This window comes from Bacteroidota bacterium, from assembly GCA_016183775.1.
Classification (GTDB): domain Bacteria; phylum Bacteroidota; class Bacteroidia; order JABDFU01; family JABDFU01; genus JABDFU01.
Genome location: JACPDY010000125.1, coordinates 1 through 19,674 on the forward strand (window position 1 = coordinate 1; position 19,674 = coordinate 19,674).

The 19,674-nt window shown below is 39.7% G+C and carries 18 protein-coding genes and 1 tRNA gene; 7 read left to right on the forward strand and 12 right to left on the reverse strand.

From position 1 onward, the window contains the following. Nucleotides 1-166: 166 nt before the first annotated feature. From HYU69_14695 to HYU69_14710, 4 genes are read right to left on the reverse strand one after another with little or no spacing between them, the layout of a single operon-like run. On the reverse strand, nucleotides 167-1,144 hold the full coding sequence (locus tag HYU69_14695) for a PEGA domain-containing protein (GenBank protein MBI2271590.1): 978 nt from the start codon (nucleotides 1,142-1,144) through the stop codon (nucleotides 167-169). Between the two features lie 55 nt (nucleotides 1,145-1,199). Next, complete coding sequence (locus HYU69_14700; protein ID MBI2271591.1) at nucleotides 1,200-2,444, reverse strand: ABC transporter permease; 1,245 nt, start codon at nucleotides 2,442-2,444, stop codon at nucleotides 1,200-1,202. After that, on the reverse strand, nucleotides 2,441-3,610 hold the full coding sequence (locus HYU69_14705; protein MBI2271592.1) for a glycosyltransferase: 1,170 nt from the start codon (nucleotides 3,608-3,610) through the stop codon (nucleotides 2,441-2,443). The genes HYU69_14700 and HYU69_14705 overlap by 4 nt, the downstream gene beginning before the upstream one ends. Beyond that, nucleotides 3,607-4,596 (reverse strand): flippase-like domain-containing protein, encoded by a 990-nt coding sequence (locus HYU69_14710; GenBank protein MBI2271593.1) that lies wholly within the window; start codon nucleotides 4,594-4,596, stop codon nucleotides 3,607-3,609. The genes HYU69_14705 and HYU69_14710 overlap by 4 nt, the downstream gene beginning before the upstream one ends. A 102-nt stretch (nucleotides 4,597-4,698) precedes the next feature. On the opposite strand from HYU69_14710, the gene ruvC reads away from it, so the two are divergent. Beyond that, nucleotides 4,699-5,250, forward strand: a complete 552-nt coding sequence (gene ruvC / locus HYU69_14715; GenBank protein MBI2271594.1) for a crossover junction endodeoxyribonuclease RuvC — start codon at nucleotides 4,699-4,701, stop codon at nucleotides 5,248-5,250. A 108-nt stretch (nucleotides 5,251-5,358) separates the two neighbouring features. On the opposite strand, the gene HYU69_14720 is transcribed toward ruvC, so the two are convergent. Further along, nucleotides 5,359-6,369, reverse strand: a complete 1,011-nt coding sequence (locus tag HYU69_14720) for an OmpA family protein (GenBank protein ID MBI2271595.1) — start codon at nucleotides 6,367-6,369, stop codon at nucleotides 5,359-5,361. A gap of 193 nt (nucleotides 6,370-6,562) precedes the next feature. Here HYU69_14720 and HYU69_14725 point away from each other — a divergent pair, with 193 nt between their 5' ends. The 3 genes from HYU69_14725 (at nucleotide 6,563) to HYU69_14735 (ending at nucleotide 10,485) form a co-directional block, all read left to right on the forward strand. Continuing rightward, nucleotides 6,563-7,270 (forward strand): hypothetical protein, encoded by a 708-nt coding sequence (locus HYU69_14725; GenBank protein MBI2271596.1) that lies wholly within the window; start codon nucleotides 6,563-6,565, stop codon nucleotides 7,268-7,270. Between the two features lie 72 nt (nucleotides 7,271-7,342). Continuing rightward, the gene (locus tag HYU69_14730; GenBank protein MBI2271597.1) at nucleotides 7,343-9,496 is read left to right on the forward strand and encodes a TonB-dependent receptor; all 2,154 of its coding nucleotides are present in this window, start codon (nucleotides 7,343-7,345) and stop codon (nucleotides 9,494-9,496) included. Between the two features lie 11 nt (nucleotides 9,497-9,507). Continuing rightward, nucleotides 9,508-10,485 carry a DUF4249 domain-containing protein gene (locus HYU69_14735; protein MBI2271598.1) on the forward strand — a complete coding sequence of 326 codons (978 nt, stop codon included), beginning with the start codon at nucleotides 9,508-9,510 and terminating at the stop codon, nucleotides 10,483-10,485. 147 nt (nucleotides 10,486-10,632) lie between these two features. Here HYU69_14735 and HYU69_14740 read toward each other — a convergent pair whose 3' ends face one another. From HYU69_14740 to HYU69_14755, 4 genes are all read right to left on the reverse strand, one after another. Continuing rightward, nucleotides 10,633-11,295 (reverse strand): hypothetical protein, encoded by a 663-nt coding sequence (locus HYU69_14740; protein ID MBI2271599.1) that lies wholly within the window; start codon nucleotides 11,293-11,295, stop codon nucleotides 10,633-10,635. Between the two features lie 79 nt (nucleotides 11,296-11,374). Beyond that, nucleotides 11,375-11,761: a hypothetical protein gene (locus tag HYU69_14745; protein MBI2271600.1), complete on the reverse strand. Its 387-nt coding sequence runs from the start codon at nucleotides 11,759-11,761 to the stop codon at nucleotides 11,375-11,377. Between the two features lie 290 nt (nucleotides 11,762-12,051). Beyond that, complete coding sequence (locus HYU69_14750; protein MBI2271601.1) at nucleotides 12,052-12,222, reverse strand: hypothetical protein; 171 nt, start codon at nucleotides 12,220-12,222, stop codon at nucleotides 12,052-12,054. Between the two features lie 129 nt (nucleotides 12,223-12,351). Further along, nucleotides 12,352-13,197 carry a hypothetical protein gene (locus tag HYU69_14755; protein ID MBI2271602.1) on the reverse strand — a complete coding sequence of 282 codons (846 nt, stop codon included), beginning with the start codon at nucleotides 13,195-13,197 and terminating at the stop codon, nucleotides 12,352-12,354. Between the two features lie 130 nt (nucleotides 13,198-13,327). On the opposite strand from HYU69_14755, the gene HYU69_14760 reads away from it, so the two are divergent. Together HYU69_14760 and msrA are read left to right on the forward strand one after the other, a co-directional pair. Beyond that, the gene (locus tag HYU69_14760) at nucleotides 13,328-14,611 is read left to right on the forward strand and encodes a methionine adenosyltransferase (protein ID MBI2271603.1); all 1,284 of its coding nucleotides are present in this window, start codon (nucleotides 13,328-13,330) and stop codon (nucleotides 14,609-14,611) included. A 157-nt stretch (nucleotides 14,612-14,768) separates the two neighbouring features. Beyond that, on the forward strand, nucleotides 14,769-15,389 hold the full coding sequence (gene msrA / locus HYU69_14765; protein MBI2271604.1) for a peptide-methionine (S)-S-oxide reductase MsrA: 621 nt from the start codon (nucleotides 14,769-14,771) through the stop codon (nucleotides 15,387-15,389). Between the two features lie 33 nt (nucleotides 15,390-15,422). On the opposite strand, the gene der is transcribed toward msrA, so the two are convergent. Both der and era read right to left on the reverse strand, forming a co-directional pair. Then, nucleotides 15,423-16,730: a ribosome biogenesis GTPase Der gene (der, locus tag HYU69_14770; GenBank protein MBI2271605.1), complete on the reverse strand. Its 1,308-nt coding sequence runs from the start codon at nucleotides 16,728-16,730 to the stop codon at nucleotides 15,423-15,425. Nucleotides 16,731-16,913: 183 nt separating this feature from the next. Then, nucleotides 16,914-17,792, reverse strand: coding sequence for a GTPase Era (gene era / locus HYU69_14775; protein ID MBI2271606.1), 879 nt, complete (start codon nucleotides 17,790-17,792; stop codon nucleotides 16,914-16,916). Between the two features lie 116 nt (nucleotides 17,793-17,908). On the opposite strand from era, the gene HYU69_14780 reads away from it, so the two are divergent. Then, nucleotides 17,909-17,983 (forward strand) — tRNA-Met (locus HYU69_14780). Here the strand turns inward: HYU69_14780 and HYU69_14785 are convergent. Further along, complete coding sequence (locus HYU69_14785) at nucleotides 17,940-19,067, reverse strand: recombinase family protein (GenBank protein ID MBI2271607.1); 1,128 nt, start codon at nucleotides 19,065-19,067, stop codon at nucleotides 17,940-17,942. The two genes, HYU69_14780 and HYU69_14785, sit on opposite strands and share 44 nt — an antisense overlap. Nucleotides 19,068-19,674 lie beyond the last annotated feature (607 nt).

The window sequence follows — 19,674 nt, forward strand, 5'->3', positions numbered from 1 at the left end:
TTAATCAACAAAAACATGCATTAAAATAACGCTGCATTAAAACACTATTGCCTGAAAAGCAAAAATATAACCAGTATCAACAAAAAAGCTCCGGTTATTAACAATCGGAGCGTTTTGAAACAGAAAATTTTATTGCGATTTTGACCGAAGAGATTACAGGAAATCCCTATATATCAATTTCAATTTCATCTCCTTTAAAATTGCCGTACTTCTTCAAAAGTTCGTCAATGTTCTTATTCCAATTTTTCTGCTGACCTTTTTGTAAGCCATGGCCACAACTATTATCATATTCATTTTGCTTTTTCACGTAATTAGAATAAGTTTTATTAAATAGTTCACTTAGCTCCTGTTGAAATGTTTCTTTTTTAAATTGATGATTTTTTATTTCACTTTTTAATATCCTGGAATATAACTCCGCAATATCAAAGTGTCGCTGCTCGTGATTCAGCACATAACTAACGATCTTATCTGAACTGTTAAATAAATACCCTTTATATATTTCACGATTTTCCTTCAGATCAGGAGATTTGAACCAGGAAAGATCTTTATAAAACCTGCTGAATACCTTGAGTCGGATATTTGAAGCGGCATCATTAATAAAATAGCATGAAAAATTTGCACTAGTTGTGGCAGTAGCCTTTGAAAATGAAGGAGCCGGTGCCGTAAAGTGCTCGAATTTTAATTTATTCGTATCATCCCACCTAATCATATTTTCATCTTTAACAATTTCCTGGAATGATTTTACCTGAGTCAAAATTAAGAACCGTTCTTTTTCCTTGTTGTTTTCATTCGGACCCAAATTGAATATGAATTCATCTTTGGGATAATACTTTATTGCCCCCGTGAGATAATCGATTCCCCATCCATATATATTCAACAAGTTCATACAGGCAAGCCAATCCAATCTATTCTCCAGTATAAAATGAATGTCTTTATATCCTTCCTTTTTTATTTCGATCTCCGGCTCCCGAATACGTTTTTTTATTTTAACATTGAAAGGAGTCACCCCAATTGGCTTCATATTCATTGATACACTTGCACCTTCTGGATTAGTAATAAAAATAACACTCTGTCGTGCACCTGAAAAAATGGTTGCGCAGGAAGAAAAAAGCACAACAAGGAAAATAAAATAAATGCATTTCATGAATATGTAGTATTTATTCAACAATAAACTTTTTTTAATATTGACGCTGCATTTTTTACACCCCAACTTCTTCCACTGTTTTAGTATCAAACGCGTCGCGCAGGCCATTGCCGAGTAGTACAAAGGCAAGCACCATGAGCATGATAGCTATGCCGGGCAGGAAGGCCAGGTAAGCGGCATCAGCGATAATGTAACCCCTGTGGGCGCTTATCATTCCTCCCCAGGAGGCAGTTGGGGGCTGAGCACCAATACCGAGAAAACTCAGGCCGGCTTCAATCAATATGGCATTGGCAAAATTAGCGGCAGATAAAACAATTATGGGGCCTATAATATTAGGCAATACATGTCCCATGATGATACGAAAATTACCGAAGCCCAACGCACGACCGGCCTCCACAAATTCGTTTTCGCGCAGACTAAGCACCTGTCCGCGTATTACGCGGGCAACCTCCACCCACATGGTCACACCTACCGCAATAAATACCTGCCAGAAGCCCTTACCCAAAGCAAGGGTTACAGCAATAACCAGTAATAATGTTGGTATAGACCATACAACATTAATTATCCACATGATCAAATTATCGATCCAGCCCCTGAAATAACCGCTCAATGTCCCCATTACAACTCCGATAAGGATCGAAAGGATCACAGATATAAATCCTACAGCCAGCGAGATCCTGGTACCGATGATCAGCCTGCTCAACATATCGCGGCCAACACGATCGGTGCCCAACAGGTAAACATGTGTTTTAATATGGTCGCGGATGATCTGAGATTTCATCTCGTGTGTTTTTAACTTTATTTGCCGGGCCGAATCAATGTCATAAAACTCAACAAAACCTTCCTTTGCATTATCTATGAATGGCTTGCTGAAGTCAACAGCGTATATAACATCTACCATGTTATATTTTATTTTAGGGCCCCTATTATTTTCATGACCTGTGTATTCCTCGTAAATTATATCATTCCCGTTAAATTCAAAATCATAAAAAGGCGCTTCCTTAAAATCATTCTCGCGGCCAAAGATCATTTTTGAAAAAAAACTTTTTTTATTTGAAATCTGGTTTTTCCGGATACAAAGCTCCTTCACAGTAAAGCCGGGATGTTTAACGGACAGTTCAAGTTTTTGATCATTCGCATCCGGTGTGGAATCGGGCACAATAAGATACCCGAAGACGGCGATCAGAAAACTGGCAGTGATCAAATACAGACCCAGCAAAGCAAGTTTATTCTTCTTCAATCGCTGCCATGCGTAAAATGTAAGTGAATGCGAACCTCTCCTTCTGTGAATATTGCTCATCTATCAGTCTCCTTCAAACAGATTTTACAATTCGATCTTTCCAAACGTATTTTTTCCGCATTCCAAGAAGTAATATTAACACAATACTGAACGAATTGCGAAACCAATATGTTGATTGTACGTACTTGTTTGTTAAAAAAAACCGATACAACACTCAGCAATATATGATCCGCAATAAACTTTAAGCTTAAAAGCGCCAAAAATGTTCCCGCAAATTTACCGTAAAAAAACGACAAAACTAAATTGAAAAAAAGCACAATATTAATTCCACTTATAAGTATAGCCACACTAGCCGAAACCGTGCTTATATTTGACATGCCTTTCGAAGCCCAGCGCATTCGCTGATATAAAAACCCGCCAAAGGTACGCTGCACTTTTGTGCTTACAATAGCTGCCTGCGACCTCAGGAACTTCACCTGCCCCGGAAATTTCTGTACGAATTTATCCATCAACAGAACATCATCTCCGGAGGCTATATGGTCAATTCCATCGAATCCTCCCGCCTCTGTAAATGCACTCCGTTCGTACGCCAGATTGGCTCCATTGCTCATAATAGGAGTGTTCTGCCGGCAAAACACTCCGCTAAATGCCATGAGGGCCATTAACTCCATACTTTGCAATGATCCGAAACCCGAAGTTTCACCATAAGTAGCAACAGGGCCCATAATCATTTTAGGCTGATGTTGTTCATAAAATCCAACGATGGCTGACAGCCATTGATTGTTCATTACGCAATCCGCATCCGTTGTTACAATAAGCTTACCGGTTGAGTTTGCAATACCGATTTTCAACGCATTCTTCTTCCCTCCCCCAGATGAGCCGATACCAGCTGCTTTAAATAATTTAATCTTTACACTGCTGTTCTTAGCGCCGGCAACCTGAACTAATAAAGCCGTACTATCCGACGAATCATCATCAACTACAATTATTTCAAAAAGGTGTTTGGGATAATCCTGTTTTATCAGGCTATCCAGGCAGCTTAAAATATTTTTTTCTTCATTACGCGCTGCTATAATTACGCTTACAGAGGTTGAAGGCAGGTATTTACCGGGTTCAAATACAGGAATCTTTTTCCAGCCGGTTGCTACTTTTAACACAATATAGGCATAGGCTGCTCCTGTAACGAGGGTAATGAATGCAACACTATAAAACAAAAGCTGTATCATATCTTGCTCTTAAACAAATCAAGCCTGAATACAAACACCGAACCGGCAATTGCGGGAATAGCGATATTAATAATCCACAACGCAAATGATGCGGTTACTATACCGAGATTGTTCCCGGACAACAACCCAATAAATGCCAATGCCGCGGAACCCCGGATACCAAGCTCTGTTACGGTAATGGTAGGGATAGCGGTTATGGCGAAAAAAGTCAGAGCTATCATTGTCAATCCTTCTTTCACATTTATATTTACATTGAACAGCCGCAGCAGAAAAAAGAACTGTGCTGTAAATATTACATAACGCAACAATGACAATAAAATGATCTTTGCCAGTTCAGCACCTGAATATTCATCCAACGCATCTATGTAATACTGGAAGCGGGCAAGAACTTTAATTCTGCGGGTTAAACTACTTATGAATGAAACATTAAAATAGGCGAGGAGAAGAGCGATGCTCATCAGTACAACCATGATTACAAACGTGAAAAATAAATAAGGATTTTGCTTCTCATTGATATCGGTGTATCCCGACAGGTAAAAAAGCAAAGCCAAAGCTCCCGTCAATATAGTAATGAGTAATTGCGCCGAGTTGCCCAGGAAGGTCAGCAGTATCCCCTGCAAACGATTTTCATGTTCAAGAAAAAAAATGCGTCCGCCAAACTCCCCTGCCCTGTTGGGTGTGAATACACTTACAGTTACCCCGGTTAAAACTGCTGAAAGAGATCTGAAAAAAGAAAGCGGTTCCAGGTGGCGGATGATCATCCGCCACTTAATAGCCTCCAGCGACCAATTGAAAAACATGAAAATGAACAATAAGAAAATATCCGACAGGTTAATTTTGACGAATGCCGCTTTCAGTTCATTACTCATACCGGCAAAATCGCTGCGGTTAAAAATTTTGTGATAAATATAATACAGGCAGCCGCCCACAATAGCCAACTTGATGAAAAGACTTATACCTTTGTATTGACGTAATTTTTGAACCATATTACTTTTCGTAAACTTACAAAAAAAGGGACGAAGGGCGAGGGACGAGAGACGAAGAAAGTAAAGTTATCATCATAGCATAGACTTTATACTTTTTAGCATTTGAATACCGACAGAATTATACTTGGCATTGACCCCGGCACAACGATCATGGGCTATGGGATCATTCATATCAAGGGTTCTAAAATGGAGCTGATCACGATCGGAGTACTGCACCTACATAAACTGGCAGACCATCCGCTTAAACTGAAAACAATTTTTGAGCGCACACTTCAGCTTATTGACGGGTATAAACCGGATGAGCTGGCCATTGAAGCTCCGTTTTTCGGCAAGAACATTCAATCGATGTTGAAACTCGGAAGAGCACAGGGAGTGGCTATTGCAGGGGCTTTATATAAAAATATCCCCATTTTTGAATATTCGCCAAAAAAAATAAAACAATCCATTACAGGGAACGGCAGTTCTTCGAAAGAGCAGGTAGCGGCAATGCTGCAAACATTATTGAATTTTACCGAAATGCCCAAACACCTCGACGCGACAGATGGATTGGCAGCGGCGGTGTGTCATTACTTCCAAAGAAACAAAAGCGGTGGTAAAAAGAGTCATTCGGGCTGGAAATCGTTTTTGACAGACAATCCGGATAAGGTGATATAGGGTACAAAAGGGGTGATCGGTAGAAGAGGTAACCAGTGATCAGTGATCGGTATTCTCCCGGTGTTAAAATTCTAAACCGACTACTATTTCATAGCTGATAACCGAATTCTAATTCGTTTCCAGTATCTTAAACAGTTCGTCCAGTTTAGGAGTTAAAATAATTTCTGTCCTGCGGTTCTTCTTACGGGCATCCGAAGTGCTGGCAGGGTCGATCGGGAAGTATTCGCCGCGGCCGGCTGCTGTCAATCGTTTAGGATCAACATTTTTGTTGGATGTAAGAATTTTTATGATGGACGTAGCCCGCATAACACTCAGATCCCAGTTGTCCTTAATATCTCCGGATCCCTTCATCGGAACATTATCCGTATGACCCTCCACCATTACATTGATGTCGGTATTTTGTTCGAGTACACTGGCCAGTTTTTTTAATGCTTCGGCACCTTTGGCTTCCACATTGGTTTTGCCGGAAGCGAATAACAAACTTTCATCAAGCGAAACATAGACCTTTCCATTTTTCTGTGTAATGGTCAGGCCTTTATTTTCGAAACCGAGCAAGGCATCCGTCACTTTATTTTTCAAGGCAATAACCGCGTCATCTTTCCTTTTCAATATCTCCTGCATCTCGGCGATCTTTTTCTCCCGGAGCTGAAGTTCAGCCTTCACCTGGTCGAGCGTCTTTTGTTTTTCATTCAGGCTTGCCTCCAGCGCTTTAAGTTCATCCTGCCTTTTAAGCAGCGACTCCTGTGTTGCCTGTAGCTCTGTAGATATTTTCTTGGTGTCATTAATATTTATGTCCATCATTTTATTATACTTCTCAAGCAATTGCTCGTTTACGCCGTTAAGTTTGTCGTATTTAAGCGCCATTAAGCGATAACTGCTGCCCATCAGCGCAGTATCCTTCTGAAGTTTGTCCAGCCTTTGCTGCACGTCGTTCAGGGTGATCTTCATTTCTTTGTTTTGCGCTTCAAATTCCTGCTGTCTTGTCTTTATTGAAGAAAGTTCCTCTTCACAGCTTTTACGTTTTGTTTTCTCTTCTTCAAGCAAACGCTGTGGTACGCATGAAGTAAGAACAATAGCCAGTCCGACGAGGCTAAAACAGAGGAGTTTGTTTGTTTGCATGGTATTTTAGAACATTTTGTAATACACACAATATTATGAATCTTAACAGCCGGAAGTTGATAAAAAATGAAACATTTATGCACATTTTACGTTTAATAACTTAGATTAGGGTTCAAAGTTTTGAGTTCAGGGTTCAAGGTTCTTGGGTTTTGGGGTCAAGGTTATTAATAGATACAACTAACAAATCAAAAACATGCTAAGCAAAAACTGGTTAACCGAAAAGCATATTGATTTTGAGTACAAAAAATATGTAGTGTTGGCATACATAAAAGAGGTTAGCGAGAATTTTGAATCCAATCGCCTCTACCCTTCCTTGTCGGAATTGGTTGAACATTACCGCCAGTTAATATCCATTAAAGAAAATAAACAGCATTTAAAAGACGCCTTTCCTCAGCGTATGCAGCAAGTGGATATGGAACGCTTCCTGATAAGCTATGAAAAAATGGTTGAGGATGACGCATTAATGGCCGAACTGGAGTCGATCATTGAATATTCCATTCCACAGTTCAAACACTCGTTAAGCGAAGGAAAAAAAATATATGATTTTATAGAGGAACAACTGAGCATTTTGCCGGTAGGTGTGATGCCATTATACCCTGAACAAGGTTACATGTTTATTAAGAATGCGAGCGCGGATACAGTTGTATACGAATACCAGATCACTATTTTCCAGCAGCCCGATGAAAAGTACCGCGGCATACATACCACTTACGTAAAGTCATACACCAAAAATTTTATTAACACCTACGAGTACATTAAAACCGACCTGGTACGCGAAAACAAAAACCTTCCTAATCCCGCTGCCTTCGCGGTGGAAAGCGATCTGAAATTACCACTTGAGCAAACGCTGCTACCTATTGCCAAACGCGCTTTGGTAAAAAAGGTGAGTGCGGGGGAGTAAAATATTCAGACCCAATACAATTACTTTTTGTGGGAATTAATTACCTTGCTTGTCCTTAACAGCCACAAACCAATGTTTCGGCCAATCTTTCGTCTTTTTATATTTTTTGTTTGCACATGGGGTACACTATCCGCACAGCAAACCTATACCCTGAGCGGAACTATTGCCGACTCAACGAATGGCGAAACCATTATAGGCGCAATTGTATACGTAAAATCACTTGGTAAAGGAACCACTGCCAATACTTATGGCTTTTATTCACTCACATTACCCGAAGGAACTTACGATGTGTCATTCTCTTTCATTAGTTATGAGACCACAACGAAAAGGATCACTCTTAACAAAAATGTCTCGCTTAACCTCAAATTCAAACCTGAGTCAACCGCTTTAAAGGAAGTTGTTGTGTCAGCCGAATCTTCCAAAGAAAAAGAAGAAGTGAAGTCCACACAAATGGGTATGATCAGTTTGCCAATTGAGCAGATCAAGCATGTACCTTGTATCGGCGGCGAAGTGGATATAATTAAAGTGATGCAATTGATGCCCGGTATAAAACGGGGTGGCGAGGGCCAGACCGGCATGTATGTACGCGGCGGCGATGCCGATCAGAACCTGATACTGGTTGATGAGGCTACTGTTTATAATGTTTCGCATTTGTTCGGCTTCTTTTCGGTATTCAATAATGATGCGCTGAAAGATGTGATGATATACAAAGGCGGCTTTCCCGCAAGTTATGGCGGACGGCTTTCCGCCGTGATGGATATTCGTATGAAGGAAGGAGATATGCAAAAATACCATGTTGATGGGGGTATAGGCTTATTGTCGTCTCACCTTACAGTGCAAGGACCCATTATAAAAGATACAGCATCATTCATTATTTCCGGACGCAGATCATACATCGACCAGGTATTCAAACTTGCTTATGGCAAGAGTGTACTCCCCTACTATTTCTACGACATAAACGCGAAAGTCAATTATAAAATAACCAACCGCGATCGCATTTACCTGAGCAGTTATATTGGAGATGATGTCCTGGCCTTCAAACAAAAAGCGGATTCATCACTGCTCGATTTCGGCTTTTACCTGGGCAATATAACCGGAACTTTGCGCTGGAATCATTTGTATAAAAACGACAAACTCTTTTCCAACGTATCGCTTATATACACGCGCTTCAGGTACGATGTGCATGGTGATTTTGCCAATAATTCTGTTCTTGTCAAATCAAGCATAATGGACCTGGGCGGCAAAGCCGATTATAACTACTACAAGACAAGTGAAAATAAATTTATGTTTGGCGGCTCGATAGTGAACCACAGTTTCAGGCCCAATGTGGTAAGTACTTCCGGCGAGATATCGCAGGCACTTGCTTCGCAGGAAGGCGGGTTATTGTCGACCCAGGAAATGGCAATTTACGGGCTGAACGATCGCTCACTCAACGCACGCTGGAATATTAATTATGGTGGGCGCATTTCATTCGTTAATGCGAACGGAACCAGCTACGGTGGATTTGAGCCAAGGCTTTCGGCTACACGCGTATTAACAGAAACACAATCACTAAAATTCGGATTGTCGCGCATGATACAATATATGCACCTCGTATCCAGTTCGTCCATCGCTTTGCCAACCGACCTTTGGTATCAAGGAGCCAACCTTATACTGAATAACAATTTTGAAGACGAGATAGTAAGCGGGAAGGGCGCAGCAAGCGGCATTGAACTTTTTCTAAACAAAACAGCAGGCCGTTTTAACGGATGGATTGGTTATACATTATCCGTTTCAACACGCAAGTTTGAAGATCTGAACAATGGAAAGGAATATTATGCCAAATATGATCGCCGGCACGACTGGTCGTTTGTGGTGAATTATGAACTAAGCAAACGCTGGAGCGTTTCAGCAGTATGGGTCTATTCATCAGGTCTTCGTTTCACCCCGGTCGTTGGCAATTATTTTATGCCGAACGCAGCATTGACAGGAGCCGATATTTTCCCGGTTTACACTGATCGCAATGCCGTTCAACTCCCGGCCTCACACAGGCTCGATATTAATTTTGTTTTAAAATCAAAAGAACACAAACATTGGAAGAGTGAATTGTTTTTAGGCGCCTATAATTTTTATAATCGTGCACAGCCTTACCAGATAAGAATCACAGGCGAAGGCAGCGGATATAAATACCAGGCGGTTGGACTATTTGGTTTTATTCCATCAATAGGATTTAATTTTAGTTTTTAATATTGAACGACATGTTTAAAAAGAAGTCAGAAGTCGGAAGTCGGAAGTCGGAAGTCGGAAGTTCTGCCTTCGCTAATGCTTCGGCAGACAGGGAGAAGTCGGAAGTTCGTTTTCTAAAACCACACTTACCGCTTACCGTTTACTGTTTACTGTTTACCATTTTCACAGCCTGTATGCCAAAGCCAATCGACATTAAAATAGATACACCAACACCAAAACTGGTTGTATCATCACAGATAGTTCCGGGTAGTATTATGCTTGTGGCACTTACAAGAAGTTTCAGCGCACTTTCGCAAACAGCACATGCTGATTCGGGTAACAATTATGTAGACAGCATTGTCACCAAAAATGCTTTTGTTACAGTTACTCATAACGGAAAAACAGATACCCTGTTAATGGTTGTTCCCGGCATATATGCAAGCCTGAATACTTTACAGGAAAACTATGGAACATATACTCTGTATGCAAAAGACACAGAAAGGAACCTGGAGGCAAGAGCTACAACCACCTTATTACCGGCTGTTATGTTTGATACCATTATTCCCAAAGTGGATAAAACAGCAAAAGACACTGTCGTAAGTGTTGAATATACCTTTACTGACCTGCCCGGGGTGGATAATTACTATGTAGTCAATTATTTCTTAAAGCGATCGGGCGGCTCATCAAGCATCGATATAAACAGCTATTTTAGCCGCGGCTCCAACCAGCTGAACGCAATGGATATTTTCAGTGATAAAACATTTGATAAGCCTGAGTTTACATTTAACCGAAAGTTTGAGGGTATAAAAGCAACTGACACCGTGGCGTTGGTATTATCTAACATAAGCAAAGGCTATTATGAATTTTTAACTGCCTACCAGCGTGCCGGCGGCTGGTTCAATCAGTTGAGCGGCGAACCCATAAATTATCCCACAAATGTAAAAGGGGGGTTCGGATACTTTAACGCTCACTATCCGGATTACAGGATCTATTATTTGAAGGATTATTAGTTCGCAACCACGCCGAACTGACAAGCTCGAACCGACCAGACTATTATGAAATAGCCAGTTCGAGCGAAACCGAAAACAAAAAGAGCGCCACCTCATGGCAGCGCTCTTTCATTTAAACAAGTCTTATGTCCTGATACAACAATAGCCCTAACAATTCAATAAGCAAGCTTTAAATGCTTTTATTTGTACAGCGTTTAATATTTTGCCAAGGTTAATTTTAAAGGTGTTATGGCAATTCACAAGTTGCTTAATTAGAATTTTTCTGTCAAAATTACTCATTAATAATCCGTGGGTATGTTTGTTTAGTTTCTCTAATGAATTTCTCAATTGCGCTTTGGTTATTTTACCGTCCTTATAATCTTGTATCAAATGCTTCTTTATATTGTTTGCGCGATGTATAATTGAATCATTAATAGCTCTGATCCGTTTAACAGCCGCCATTTTACAATTTGCAAGTTGAATAAAATTATTATGAAGCGCATGTACCTGATTTGAGTCCAACTGTTGCTTTTTTAAGCAATGAATAAAACACAGGGGGCGATGTCCCTTCGCATTATTTCCTAACTCTGTTTCATCTCCCATTCCATCATCTGCAATATAAAAATCCTGGTCTTCGGTACCAATTGAAATGTTTGGATCAAGAACCAAGTTTTCGTTAATTAAATTAACATCATCAAGTGATGAATTTGTAGAAATGACAGAACTCTCAGGTATGGCAGTAGGAGAACTTGAATATTTATCCGTTTCCTTTTTGCATGACGCTGTAAAAATAACAAGTGCCAAAATAGATAATTTAATTGCTGTTTTCATAGTGTGATTTTTAAAATGGTTATAAATAAAGGTTTTCCTTACTCATGCGCCTCTCCTTAATTTAAGGCTTTATAGTTACTTATCTCAAAGTAACTTTATACACTTTACCATTTATAGTTACAGTAGCCTGATCATCACATGTTCCATTACCGAAATCAATTGTGCGTGTAGGTTTGCCTCCGGGAGTAATGTCAACAACACCTTGTGTAAAGTGACGCTTTCCTACAAGAGTCGGACAAGTAAAGTCACGAATAAGAGCACTCTTGATATTGGCTGTATATGTCACACCTTTTGAATTTGTACCATTAGCACTTCCGGTGATCGACCACTTTGAAGTTGCCCATGAAATTGTACTGTCTGCAGCATTCCAACCTGCCAATAATTCACGTCCGCGTGTAGATGTCCATGTTATGGACCCACCGGCAGCCAATGTAATGGTGCCATTTACACTGATGGTCCAGTTCATATTACTGTTCGTATTAAAACCATTATTAGTGACAGTTTTAGTACCTGAAACATTATTATCATCTACATAATAGTTATTGAAGGTGATAGTATGACTCGATCCGGGTTGTTTGAATTTACCGGTGTAGTATACAATAATCTGACCGCGTCTTGAACGACCATCGGCGCAAACACAATTTGCAGCTCCGAAATCTACAGTAATAGTGTCCTTATCCGTATTGTTTTTATTAGAAAAGGTTACAGTAGCACAGGTAGAAAGCAGGTGGCTGTTCTCTATACCTTTATAATTCGCTACAGTACCTTTCTGGCCGGCTTCGTCAGAAATATTAGCGGCATCGCCGCATTGTCTCTTGCCGAATCGGTATCGTTGTCATCGTCTGTTTTTTTCTTACAACTTGTTATAACCAAACTTGCGGCAGTTATTACAAGAATACTTTTCAGGATCAGATTTTTCGTTTTCATTTTGTTTACTTTTTATGTTAGTATTAGTTTTTTATTTCGAAATCTACTGTTTGACGGAATGGATTGAAAAAGGTTTAACAACACCTTAAAATAGTTTACATCTGACTGATAAACAGCAACTTAATTTTACTAGGGAAATTGATATCCTCCCAATAAAATAATCTGCCCGCACCAAAAATGATGGCTGGCCCTCCCCGATCCTAGCGTAAGCACATTGAGATAATTGGCAAAAGCACCTTTAAAGGACGGCTCAAGAAAGAAGTGTTTAAAAAAATCGTACCGTAAACCAATATCAACACCTGCCACATACCCCGCCAGGTGAAAACGGGTGTTAAGTTGTGTCCCGAACATGGTAATATCTGTACGTGGAATTACAACGCCTGCGCCAACTTTTACAACAGCGCTTAGCCAATGTTTCTTATCCTTCCTTACCAATAAGCGCTGACGCTTGATACCATTTAACATTAAAAAGTTAGCCCCATCGGTATGCTCAAAGTGTATAAGCTTGCCGGGCTCAACAATGGTATCTTTATCGTAATATCTTCCATGTATTGTGCCTTTAACACGGAGCGTTTGATAATCATCAACAACATATTTAACGTGATCAAAAGAAATTTCAACACCCAGATCGCGCTTATTGTTCAGGTAATACCCAATTCCATAATTATACTGGGGTATTGTAAGATCAACTTTAAATATCTTATTTATATCGGGCCTATCAGTTGCTTTGGCACTATAAATTGTAAACTCGTACTGGCCTAAACCTTTATCAGAAAAATGAATGTCGCTTTTACTGAAGTAATCTTTGTTATATCCCCAATACCCATAAAAAGTACCCTTACCCGCAGGCCCGCCACTGGGACAGTTACAGGATTCCTGGTCTTGTGCTTGTGTTACATTGAAACATAAAAGACTGATTATTGACAATAATAAACCGATTGATCGAATCCCCCACAAATTTTTTCTTCGCATCATTATTGTCAATTCTCACTTATTCCTACTTAATAACCCCAAATATAGCAGCTTTGGTCCATTTAAAACCTATTTTTTTTGCAAATACATGGTATAGTTGTATTTTAGCAGCCCTAACTAAAAATTAAAACAAATGTCGTATTTATTTACCTCAGAATCGGTATCAGAAGGACACCCGGATAAAGTAGCTGACCAGATATCAGATGCAATTATTGATGCGTTTTTAACGTATGATTCAAATGCCAAAGTTGCATGTGAAACTTTTGTAACAACAGGATTGGTTGTTGTTGGAGGAGAGATCAAAAGCAATGAAGCGGCTAAAGCCAAAGTTGATGTACAGAAGATTGCGCGTGATGTTATTGCGCGTATTGGATATACAAAATCCGAGTACCAGTTCGATGCTGTTTCATGTGGTGTAATAAATGTATTGCATGAGCAATCTTCCGATATCAACCAGGGTGTTGAACGTACAAAGGAAGAAGAACAAGGTGCAGGCGACCAGGGAATGATGTTCGGGTATGCTTGTCTTGAAACAGATAATTATATGCCGCTCCCTTTGGAGTTGTCTCATTTATTATTACGCGAACTTGCCGACATACGCAGAGAAGGAAAGAAGATGAAATACCTTCGTCCGGATGCCAAGTCGCAGGTTACTATACAATACAGCGACAAAGGTAAACCTGAAAAAATTGAAACAATAGTACTTTCTACCCAGCACGATGATTTTGCAAGCGAAAAAGAAATGCAGGCAAAAATACATGATGATGTAGTGAACATACTCATACCCCGTGTTAAAAAACAATTACCTTCGCGTGTTAAAAAATTATTTGTCGATGGCATTAAATATTTTATAAATCCTACCGGTAAGTTTGTTATTGGCGGTCCTCATGGCGATACAGGTTTAACGGGTCGCAAAATAATAGTTGACACTTATGGCGGACGCGGGGCACATGGCGGAGGTGCTTTCTCAGGAAAAGATTCTTCAAAAGTTGACCGCTCGGCAGCTTATGCTACACGTCACATAGCTAAAAATCTTGTTGCCGCCGGAGTTTGCGATGAAGTTCTTGTACAGGTAGCTTATGCAATTGGTGTTGCACAACCTGTTGGTTTATATGTGAATACCTATGGCACCTGCAAAGCCCGTAATAAAGAAGGCAAAAAATTAAGCGATGGTGAGATAGCTACACTTGTCGCCGGATTAGTTGACCTGCGCCCAAGCGCAATTGTTAAACGATTTGGTTTAAAAAATCCGATCTATTCCGACACAGCAGCATACGGACACATGGGCCGCACACCTGGCGTTAAGGAAGTGAATGGTAAAAAATACGAAACCTTTGGCTGGGAAAAACTGGAATTGGTTGAACCGTTCAGAAAAGCTTTCGCCATACAGAATAAAGAAGCTGTTGTGGAAGCATAATTCATTATTTCGCGTATAAACAAAAGGGAGGAATGTCTTATTTCCTCCTTTTTTTCGCCCCGGAACTCCGACTATATTAGAAACAATGAATGGAATGATTCTTGCTTTGATAAGCAAAAGAAAAATTGTGAAGAAATTAAATTATATAGCCAGTAGTATGTTGTTAGGAATGACAATTTTATCCTGCGCACAATCAAAAACAAAGGAGGTTACACAAATGAACACAACTGATATTTCATTCAATGATCTGGACACAGCCACATTTGGTGCCGGCTGCTTTTGGTGCGTTGAGGCTGTTTACCAACAGGTAAAAGGTGTTGTTGCCGTTAGTTCGGGTTACTCAGGCGGAACGGTCAAGAATCCCTCTTATAAAGAAGTATGTGCCGGCACAACAGGACATGCGGAAGTTACACAGATCCTTTATGATCCAAAGCAGGTAAGCTTTGAACAATTGCTGGAAGTATTCTGGAAAGTTCACGACCCTACAACACTTAACCGCCAAGGGAATGATGTTGGCACACAATATCGCTCTGTTATATATTACCATACTGACAAACAAAAAGAGCTGGCTGAAAAATATAAGGAAGAATTAAATGCCTCTGGCGCCTGGGATAAACCAATTGTAACTGAAATAAGTCCGTTCACTGTGTTTTACAGGGCCGAGGATTATCACCAGAATTATTATAATCTCAATGGTGATCAACCCTATTGCCAGTTTATAATAAAACCAAAATTGGATAAATTCGAAAAGGTTTTTAAGGATAAATTGGTCAAGTAGGCCTTAAGAAGGCCTATTCCCTTATCCGGAAAACTACTTTTTCCTCATAAACACCTGTATAGGCACGCCTTTAAAGTCAAAATGCTCCCGTATCTTATTTTCGAGATAACGTTTATAGGGCTCATTTACATATTGAGGCAGGTTGCAGAAAAACGCGAAAGACGGAGCATGTGTATGTAATTGCTGCGCGTATTTAATTTTTACATATTTGCCTTTGATGGAAGGCGGCGGATAATTATCAATTTCGGTTTGCATTACCTCATTCAGCTTTGAGGTGGATATTTTCTTTATCCGGTTCTCATTTACCTGCAAAGCGACTTCGACTGCTTTTAAAATACGCTGCTTGGTTATGGCTGATGTGAACACGATAGGTACATCCGTAAACGGGGCGGTCATTTTTTTAATATACTCTTCATAATCTTTGGTACTTTTTGTGTTCTTTCCTTTAACCAGGTCCCATTTGTTGACCACTATTACAAGTCCTTTCCTGTTCTTCTCCACAAGGCGAAAAATACTCATGTCCTGCGCTTCAATGCCAACCTGCGCATCGATCAGCAGCAAGCAAACATCACACTCCTCTATCGCACGTACTGAACGCATAACAGAATAAAACTCTATGTCCTCGTGCACTTTCGCTTTCTTCCGGATACCGGCGGTATCAACCAGGATAAAATCCTTTCCGAATTGGTTGTAATGTGTATTGATGGTATCACGGGTAGTACCGGCGATATCGGTAACAATACTCCGTTCAATACCAAGTAAAGAATTTAACAACGATGATTTACCCACATTGGGACGGCCAACAATGGCAATCCTCGGAAGATTCGTTTCTTCAATAATTTTTTCTTTATCAAGGTGCTTCACCAATTCATCGAGCAATTCACCTGTACCACTTCCGCTTATTGCCGAAACAGAAAATACTTCACCGAGTCCAAGTGAATAAAATTCAGATGAAAGGCCGATCCGCTCATTGTTATCAACTTTATTTGAAACTAAAATGAAATGTTTTTTTGCTTTTCGCAGGATCGCCGCAACCGCTTCATCTAAATGAGAAATGCCGATTGTAACATCAACCACAAAAAGAATAACATTGGCTTCATCAATGGCCAGCTCCACCTGGCGACGTATCTCACCTTCAAAAATATCTTCAGAACCCTTTACATATCCACCTGTATCAATTACAGAAAATTCAACGCCGTTCCACGAGGCTTTACCATAATGACGGTCACGGGTAACTCCGGACATCTCATCAACGATCGCCTGCCGGGTTTCAGTTAACCGATTAAATAAGGTTGATTTACCTACATTCGGACGCCCTACTATTGCAACTATATTAGCCATGATACATCAACGAATAACGAATAAGGCACGAATGTACGAAATCAAAGATTCACGAACTCATTTATATTCAAATATGAATGTGAACACTAACGAATGGAAGAAGAATGTTATCCGACTGTATTTGACGCGAATGAAGAGGATGATCCATTCGCAAATTCGTACCTTATTCGTTATTCGTTGATCTTAGTTATACCCAAAGTGTTTCAGCTTACCTTCGTTATTCCGCCAGTCTTTATCAACCTTCACAAACAATTCAAGGAAAACCTTTTTACCTAAAAACCCCTCAATATCCTTTCGCGCATCAGTACCTACTCTTTTGAGGTTTTTTCCCTGGTGACCTATCATGATCCCCTTTTGCGAATCACGCTCAACAAGAATAACAGCGCTTATTTTGGTGATATGCTCTTCTTCCTTAAAACTTTCAATAATGATCTCAACCGAATATGGAATCTCCTTTTCGTAGATCAACAAAACCTTCTCACGAATAATTTCTGAAACAAAAAACCGCTGCGTTTTGTCCGTAAGTTCTTCTTTATCATAATAGGGCGGAGAAACAGGCAATAATGAAATTATTTTGTCGAAAATAATATTGAGATTGAATTTTTCAATGGCGGATACAGGAATAATTTCCGCCTTTGGTAATTCTTTTGCCCAAAACTGAACTTTATGTTCAAGTTTCAACTGATCTGCCAGATCAATTTTATTGATAAGCAGCAAGACCGGTACAGTGGCCACTTTCACTTTAGCAAGCACACTATCTTCAACAGGCTTATCATCAGTTATGTCCGTTACAAATAAGATCACATCTGCATCGATCAAAGCGGTGTTTACAAACTCCATCATTTTTTCATGCAGCTTATAACCAGCTTTCAAAACACCGGGTGTATCAGAATAAACGATCTGAAAACCCTCGCCATTCACGATCCCTATTATGCGATGGCGTGTTGTTTGCGCTTTGGAAGTAATGATAGAAAGCTTTTCACCCACAAGGGCATTCATTAATGTTGACTTGCCCACATTAGGGTTGCCAATGATATTTACAAATCCTGCTTTATGGTTCATCATTTGTGTGTCAAGATAGCGGAATAAAAATTGTTAATAAGAATTTGTTTGCTTACAAAGAAACTAAATATATATTTGCATCACAATTCACGAGATTCTTCCTAAGAATAATATAGTGCGGGGTAGAGCAGGGGTAGCTCGTTGGGCTCATAACCCAAAGGTCGTTGGTTCGAATCCAGCCCCCGCTACCAAACGGGATATTTCAGATAAATCATCTGGTATCCCGTTTTTCTTTCCCTTTAAAGCATTTGAAATACAGGAAGTTACAGCGATTGGAGAACTCCATCTGGGGGTTAGATATTCATCCTTTTCTTTATTATACCGGAGACCATTAGGAAACAGAAGTTTTTGAACATTTTGCTTTTGAGTATAATCTCCCAAATCCCACGTAGTAGGGAAGTTAGAGGATAAGTTTACTATAAAATTAATCACTTTTCCCGGGTTAGATAATCTCAGGACTGACTTTTCAATACTTTCCTCCAATACCCTGATTTCTGCCTTAAATTTTTCAGAAACCTTATAGTAAATATTCTGTTCAATTTCTCCACAAGCAAATCGCTCCTCGACTGTGTATAATTTTGCCTTCATCTCTATTACTTGGATAGAAAGCTCCTCATGTCTGGCTTTGCCAGATGAAATTTCCTTATTGTAGATATACTCCAATGTCTTTTGATATATGCTGCTGTATGCCGGCTCAGTGCTATTGACACCGAGGAAATGAATGAAATTATCATGGACAATTTTAGCGCTTCTATTACAATGGCATTTTTTGCCATTGCATTTATAATAATACAGGCCTTTCTTTTTAACAATGTATCCGGAATAGGGAGAACCGCATTTCTCGCATTTGACAAATTGCTTTAAAGGAAGGTGCTCATTTTCCTTTTTTTGCTTATACCCTCCCCTTTTGATTAGTTTGCTGGCACTTAAAAACAATTCCTTTGAAATAAGAGCCGGATGTTTTCCTTCCACAATTTCTCCTTTTAACATGTTGTGAGAAATTAATCCACAATAAAATGGGTTTCGGAATACGTTTGAAAGAAGCTGGGGTGTCATCTTCATTCCCAATGATCTTAACTTATTAACAATTTGTATATTAGAAAGTCCTTCCAATTTCCAAAGAAATGCATTCTTAATTAATGTGCCTTTTTCATTAATAATTATCTTCTGTTCCTTCCCGCCATGAGTTCGGTCATAAGAATATCCAACAGGCGCAGCACCCAGCCATTCACCTCTTTTGAGCTTCTCCCTCATACCATCTACGCACTTCTGCATTCTTAAGTCGTTATCGTATTTACTAAAAATGAATTGAATGTTTTGTTGCAAGACTCCGGCATGAGTTGAAACATCTATAGGCTGTGTTACAGAAATAATCGTGATTCCTTCCTTTTTAAGCTGAGAAGAAATATAAATAGCATTCTCCCCCGAACGGCTAAACCGATCAAGGCTATAAACGAGAAGGCATGAAATTTTCTCTTTTGATTTTTTCAAAAATGTTATCATCCGGTTGAACTCATTCCGTTCATCGGTTTTTGCACTTTCATAAGTACCACCGAAAAAGCCCAACACGATCAAACTATTTTTTGTGGCGTACTCAATGCAATATTTTTTTTGGGTCTCAAGACTTTGGTTAGTATCGGCCTGCTCTTTAGATGAAACACGGGTATAGATGACCGCGTTATTATTGCTCTTTAGAGACTGACTAACCTTACCCTTTGCAAAAGCATGGAACTGATGAAAGTTTTTCATCTGTATATAATTTAGTTAAGCATTGATATTCAATTTTTTAAGAACAGGTTAAGAGCGTAAATTTTCATCTTCGTACTCCCACACACAATTGCTTGTATGTTTGGTAACAACGGTTGGTGCTTAACCTGTAAAC

Coding starts and splice junctions, on each gene's coding strand:
- der (MBI2271605.1), bottom strand. CDS start 16,730: ATGGCTAATATAGTTGCAATAGTAGGGCGTCCGAATGTAGGTAAATCA.
- HYU69_14740 (MBI2271599.1), bottom strand. CDS start 11,295: ATGAAAACAGCAATTAAATTATCTATTTTGGCACTTGTTATTTTTACA.
- HYU69_14750 (MBI2271601.1), bottom strand. CDS start 12,222: ATGAAAACGAAAAATCTGATCCTGAAAAGTATTCTTGTAATAACTGCC.
- HYU69_14725 (MBI2271596.1), top strand. CDS start 6,563: ATGCTAAGCAAAAACTGGTTAACCGAAAAGCATATTGATTTTGAGTAC.
- HYU69_14710 (MBI2271593.1), bottom strand. CDS start 4,596: ATGGTTCAAAAATTACGTCAATACAAAGGTATAAGTCTTTTCATCAAG.
- HYU69_14760 (MBI2271603.1), top strand. CDS start 13,328: ATGTCGTATTTATTTACCTCAGAATCGGTATCAGAAGGACACCCGGAT.
- HYU69_14700 (MBI2271591.1), bottom strand. CDS start 2,444: ATGAGCAATATTCACAGAAGGAGAGGTTCGCATTCACTTACATTTTAC.
- HYU69_14695 (MBI2271590.1), bottom strand. CDS start 1,144: ATGAAATGCATTTATTTTATTTTCCTTGTTGTGCTTTTTTCTTCCTGC.
- HYU69_14720 (MBI2271595.1), bottom strand. CDS start 6,369: ATGCAAACAAACAAACTCCTCTGTTTTAGCCTCGTCGGACTGGCTATT.
- HYU69_14755 (MBI2271602.1), bottom strand. CDS start 13,197: ATGATGCGAAGAAAAAATTTGTGGGGGATTCGATCAATCGGTTTATTA.
- HYU69_14785 (MBI2271607.1), bottom strand. CDS start 19,067: ATGCAGAAGTGCGTAGATGGTATGAGGGAGAAGCTCAAAAGAGGTGAA.
- era (MBI2271606.1), bottom strand. CDS start 17,792: ATGAACCATAAAGCAGGATTTGTAAATATCATTGGCAACCCTAATGTG.
- msrA (MBI2271604.1), top strand. CDS start 14,769: ATGTTGTTAGGAATGACAATTTTATCCTGCGCACAATCAAAAACAAAG.
- HYU69_14705 (MBI2271592.1), bottom strand. CDS start 3,610: ATGATACAGCTTTTGTTTTATAGTGTTGCATTCATTACCCTCGTTACA.
- HYU69_14745 (MBI2271600.1), bottom strand. CDS start 11,761: ATGAACTGGACCATCAGTGTAAATGGCACCATTACATTGGCTGCCGGT.
- HYU69_14730 (MBI2271597.1), top strand. CDS start 7,343: ATGTTTCGGCCAATCTTTCGTCTTTTTATATTTTTTGTTTGCACATGG.
- HYU69_14735 (MBI2271598.1), top strand. CDS start 9,508: ATGTTTAAAAAGAAGTCAGAAGTCGGAAGTCGGAAGTCGGAAGTCGGA.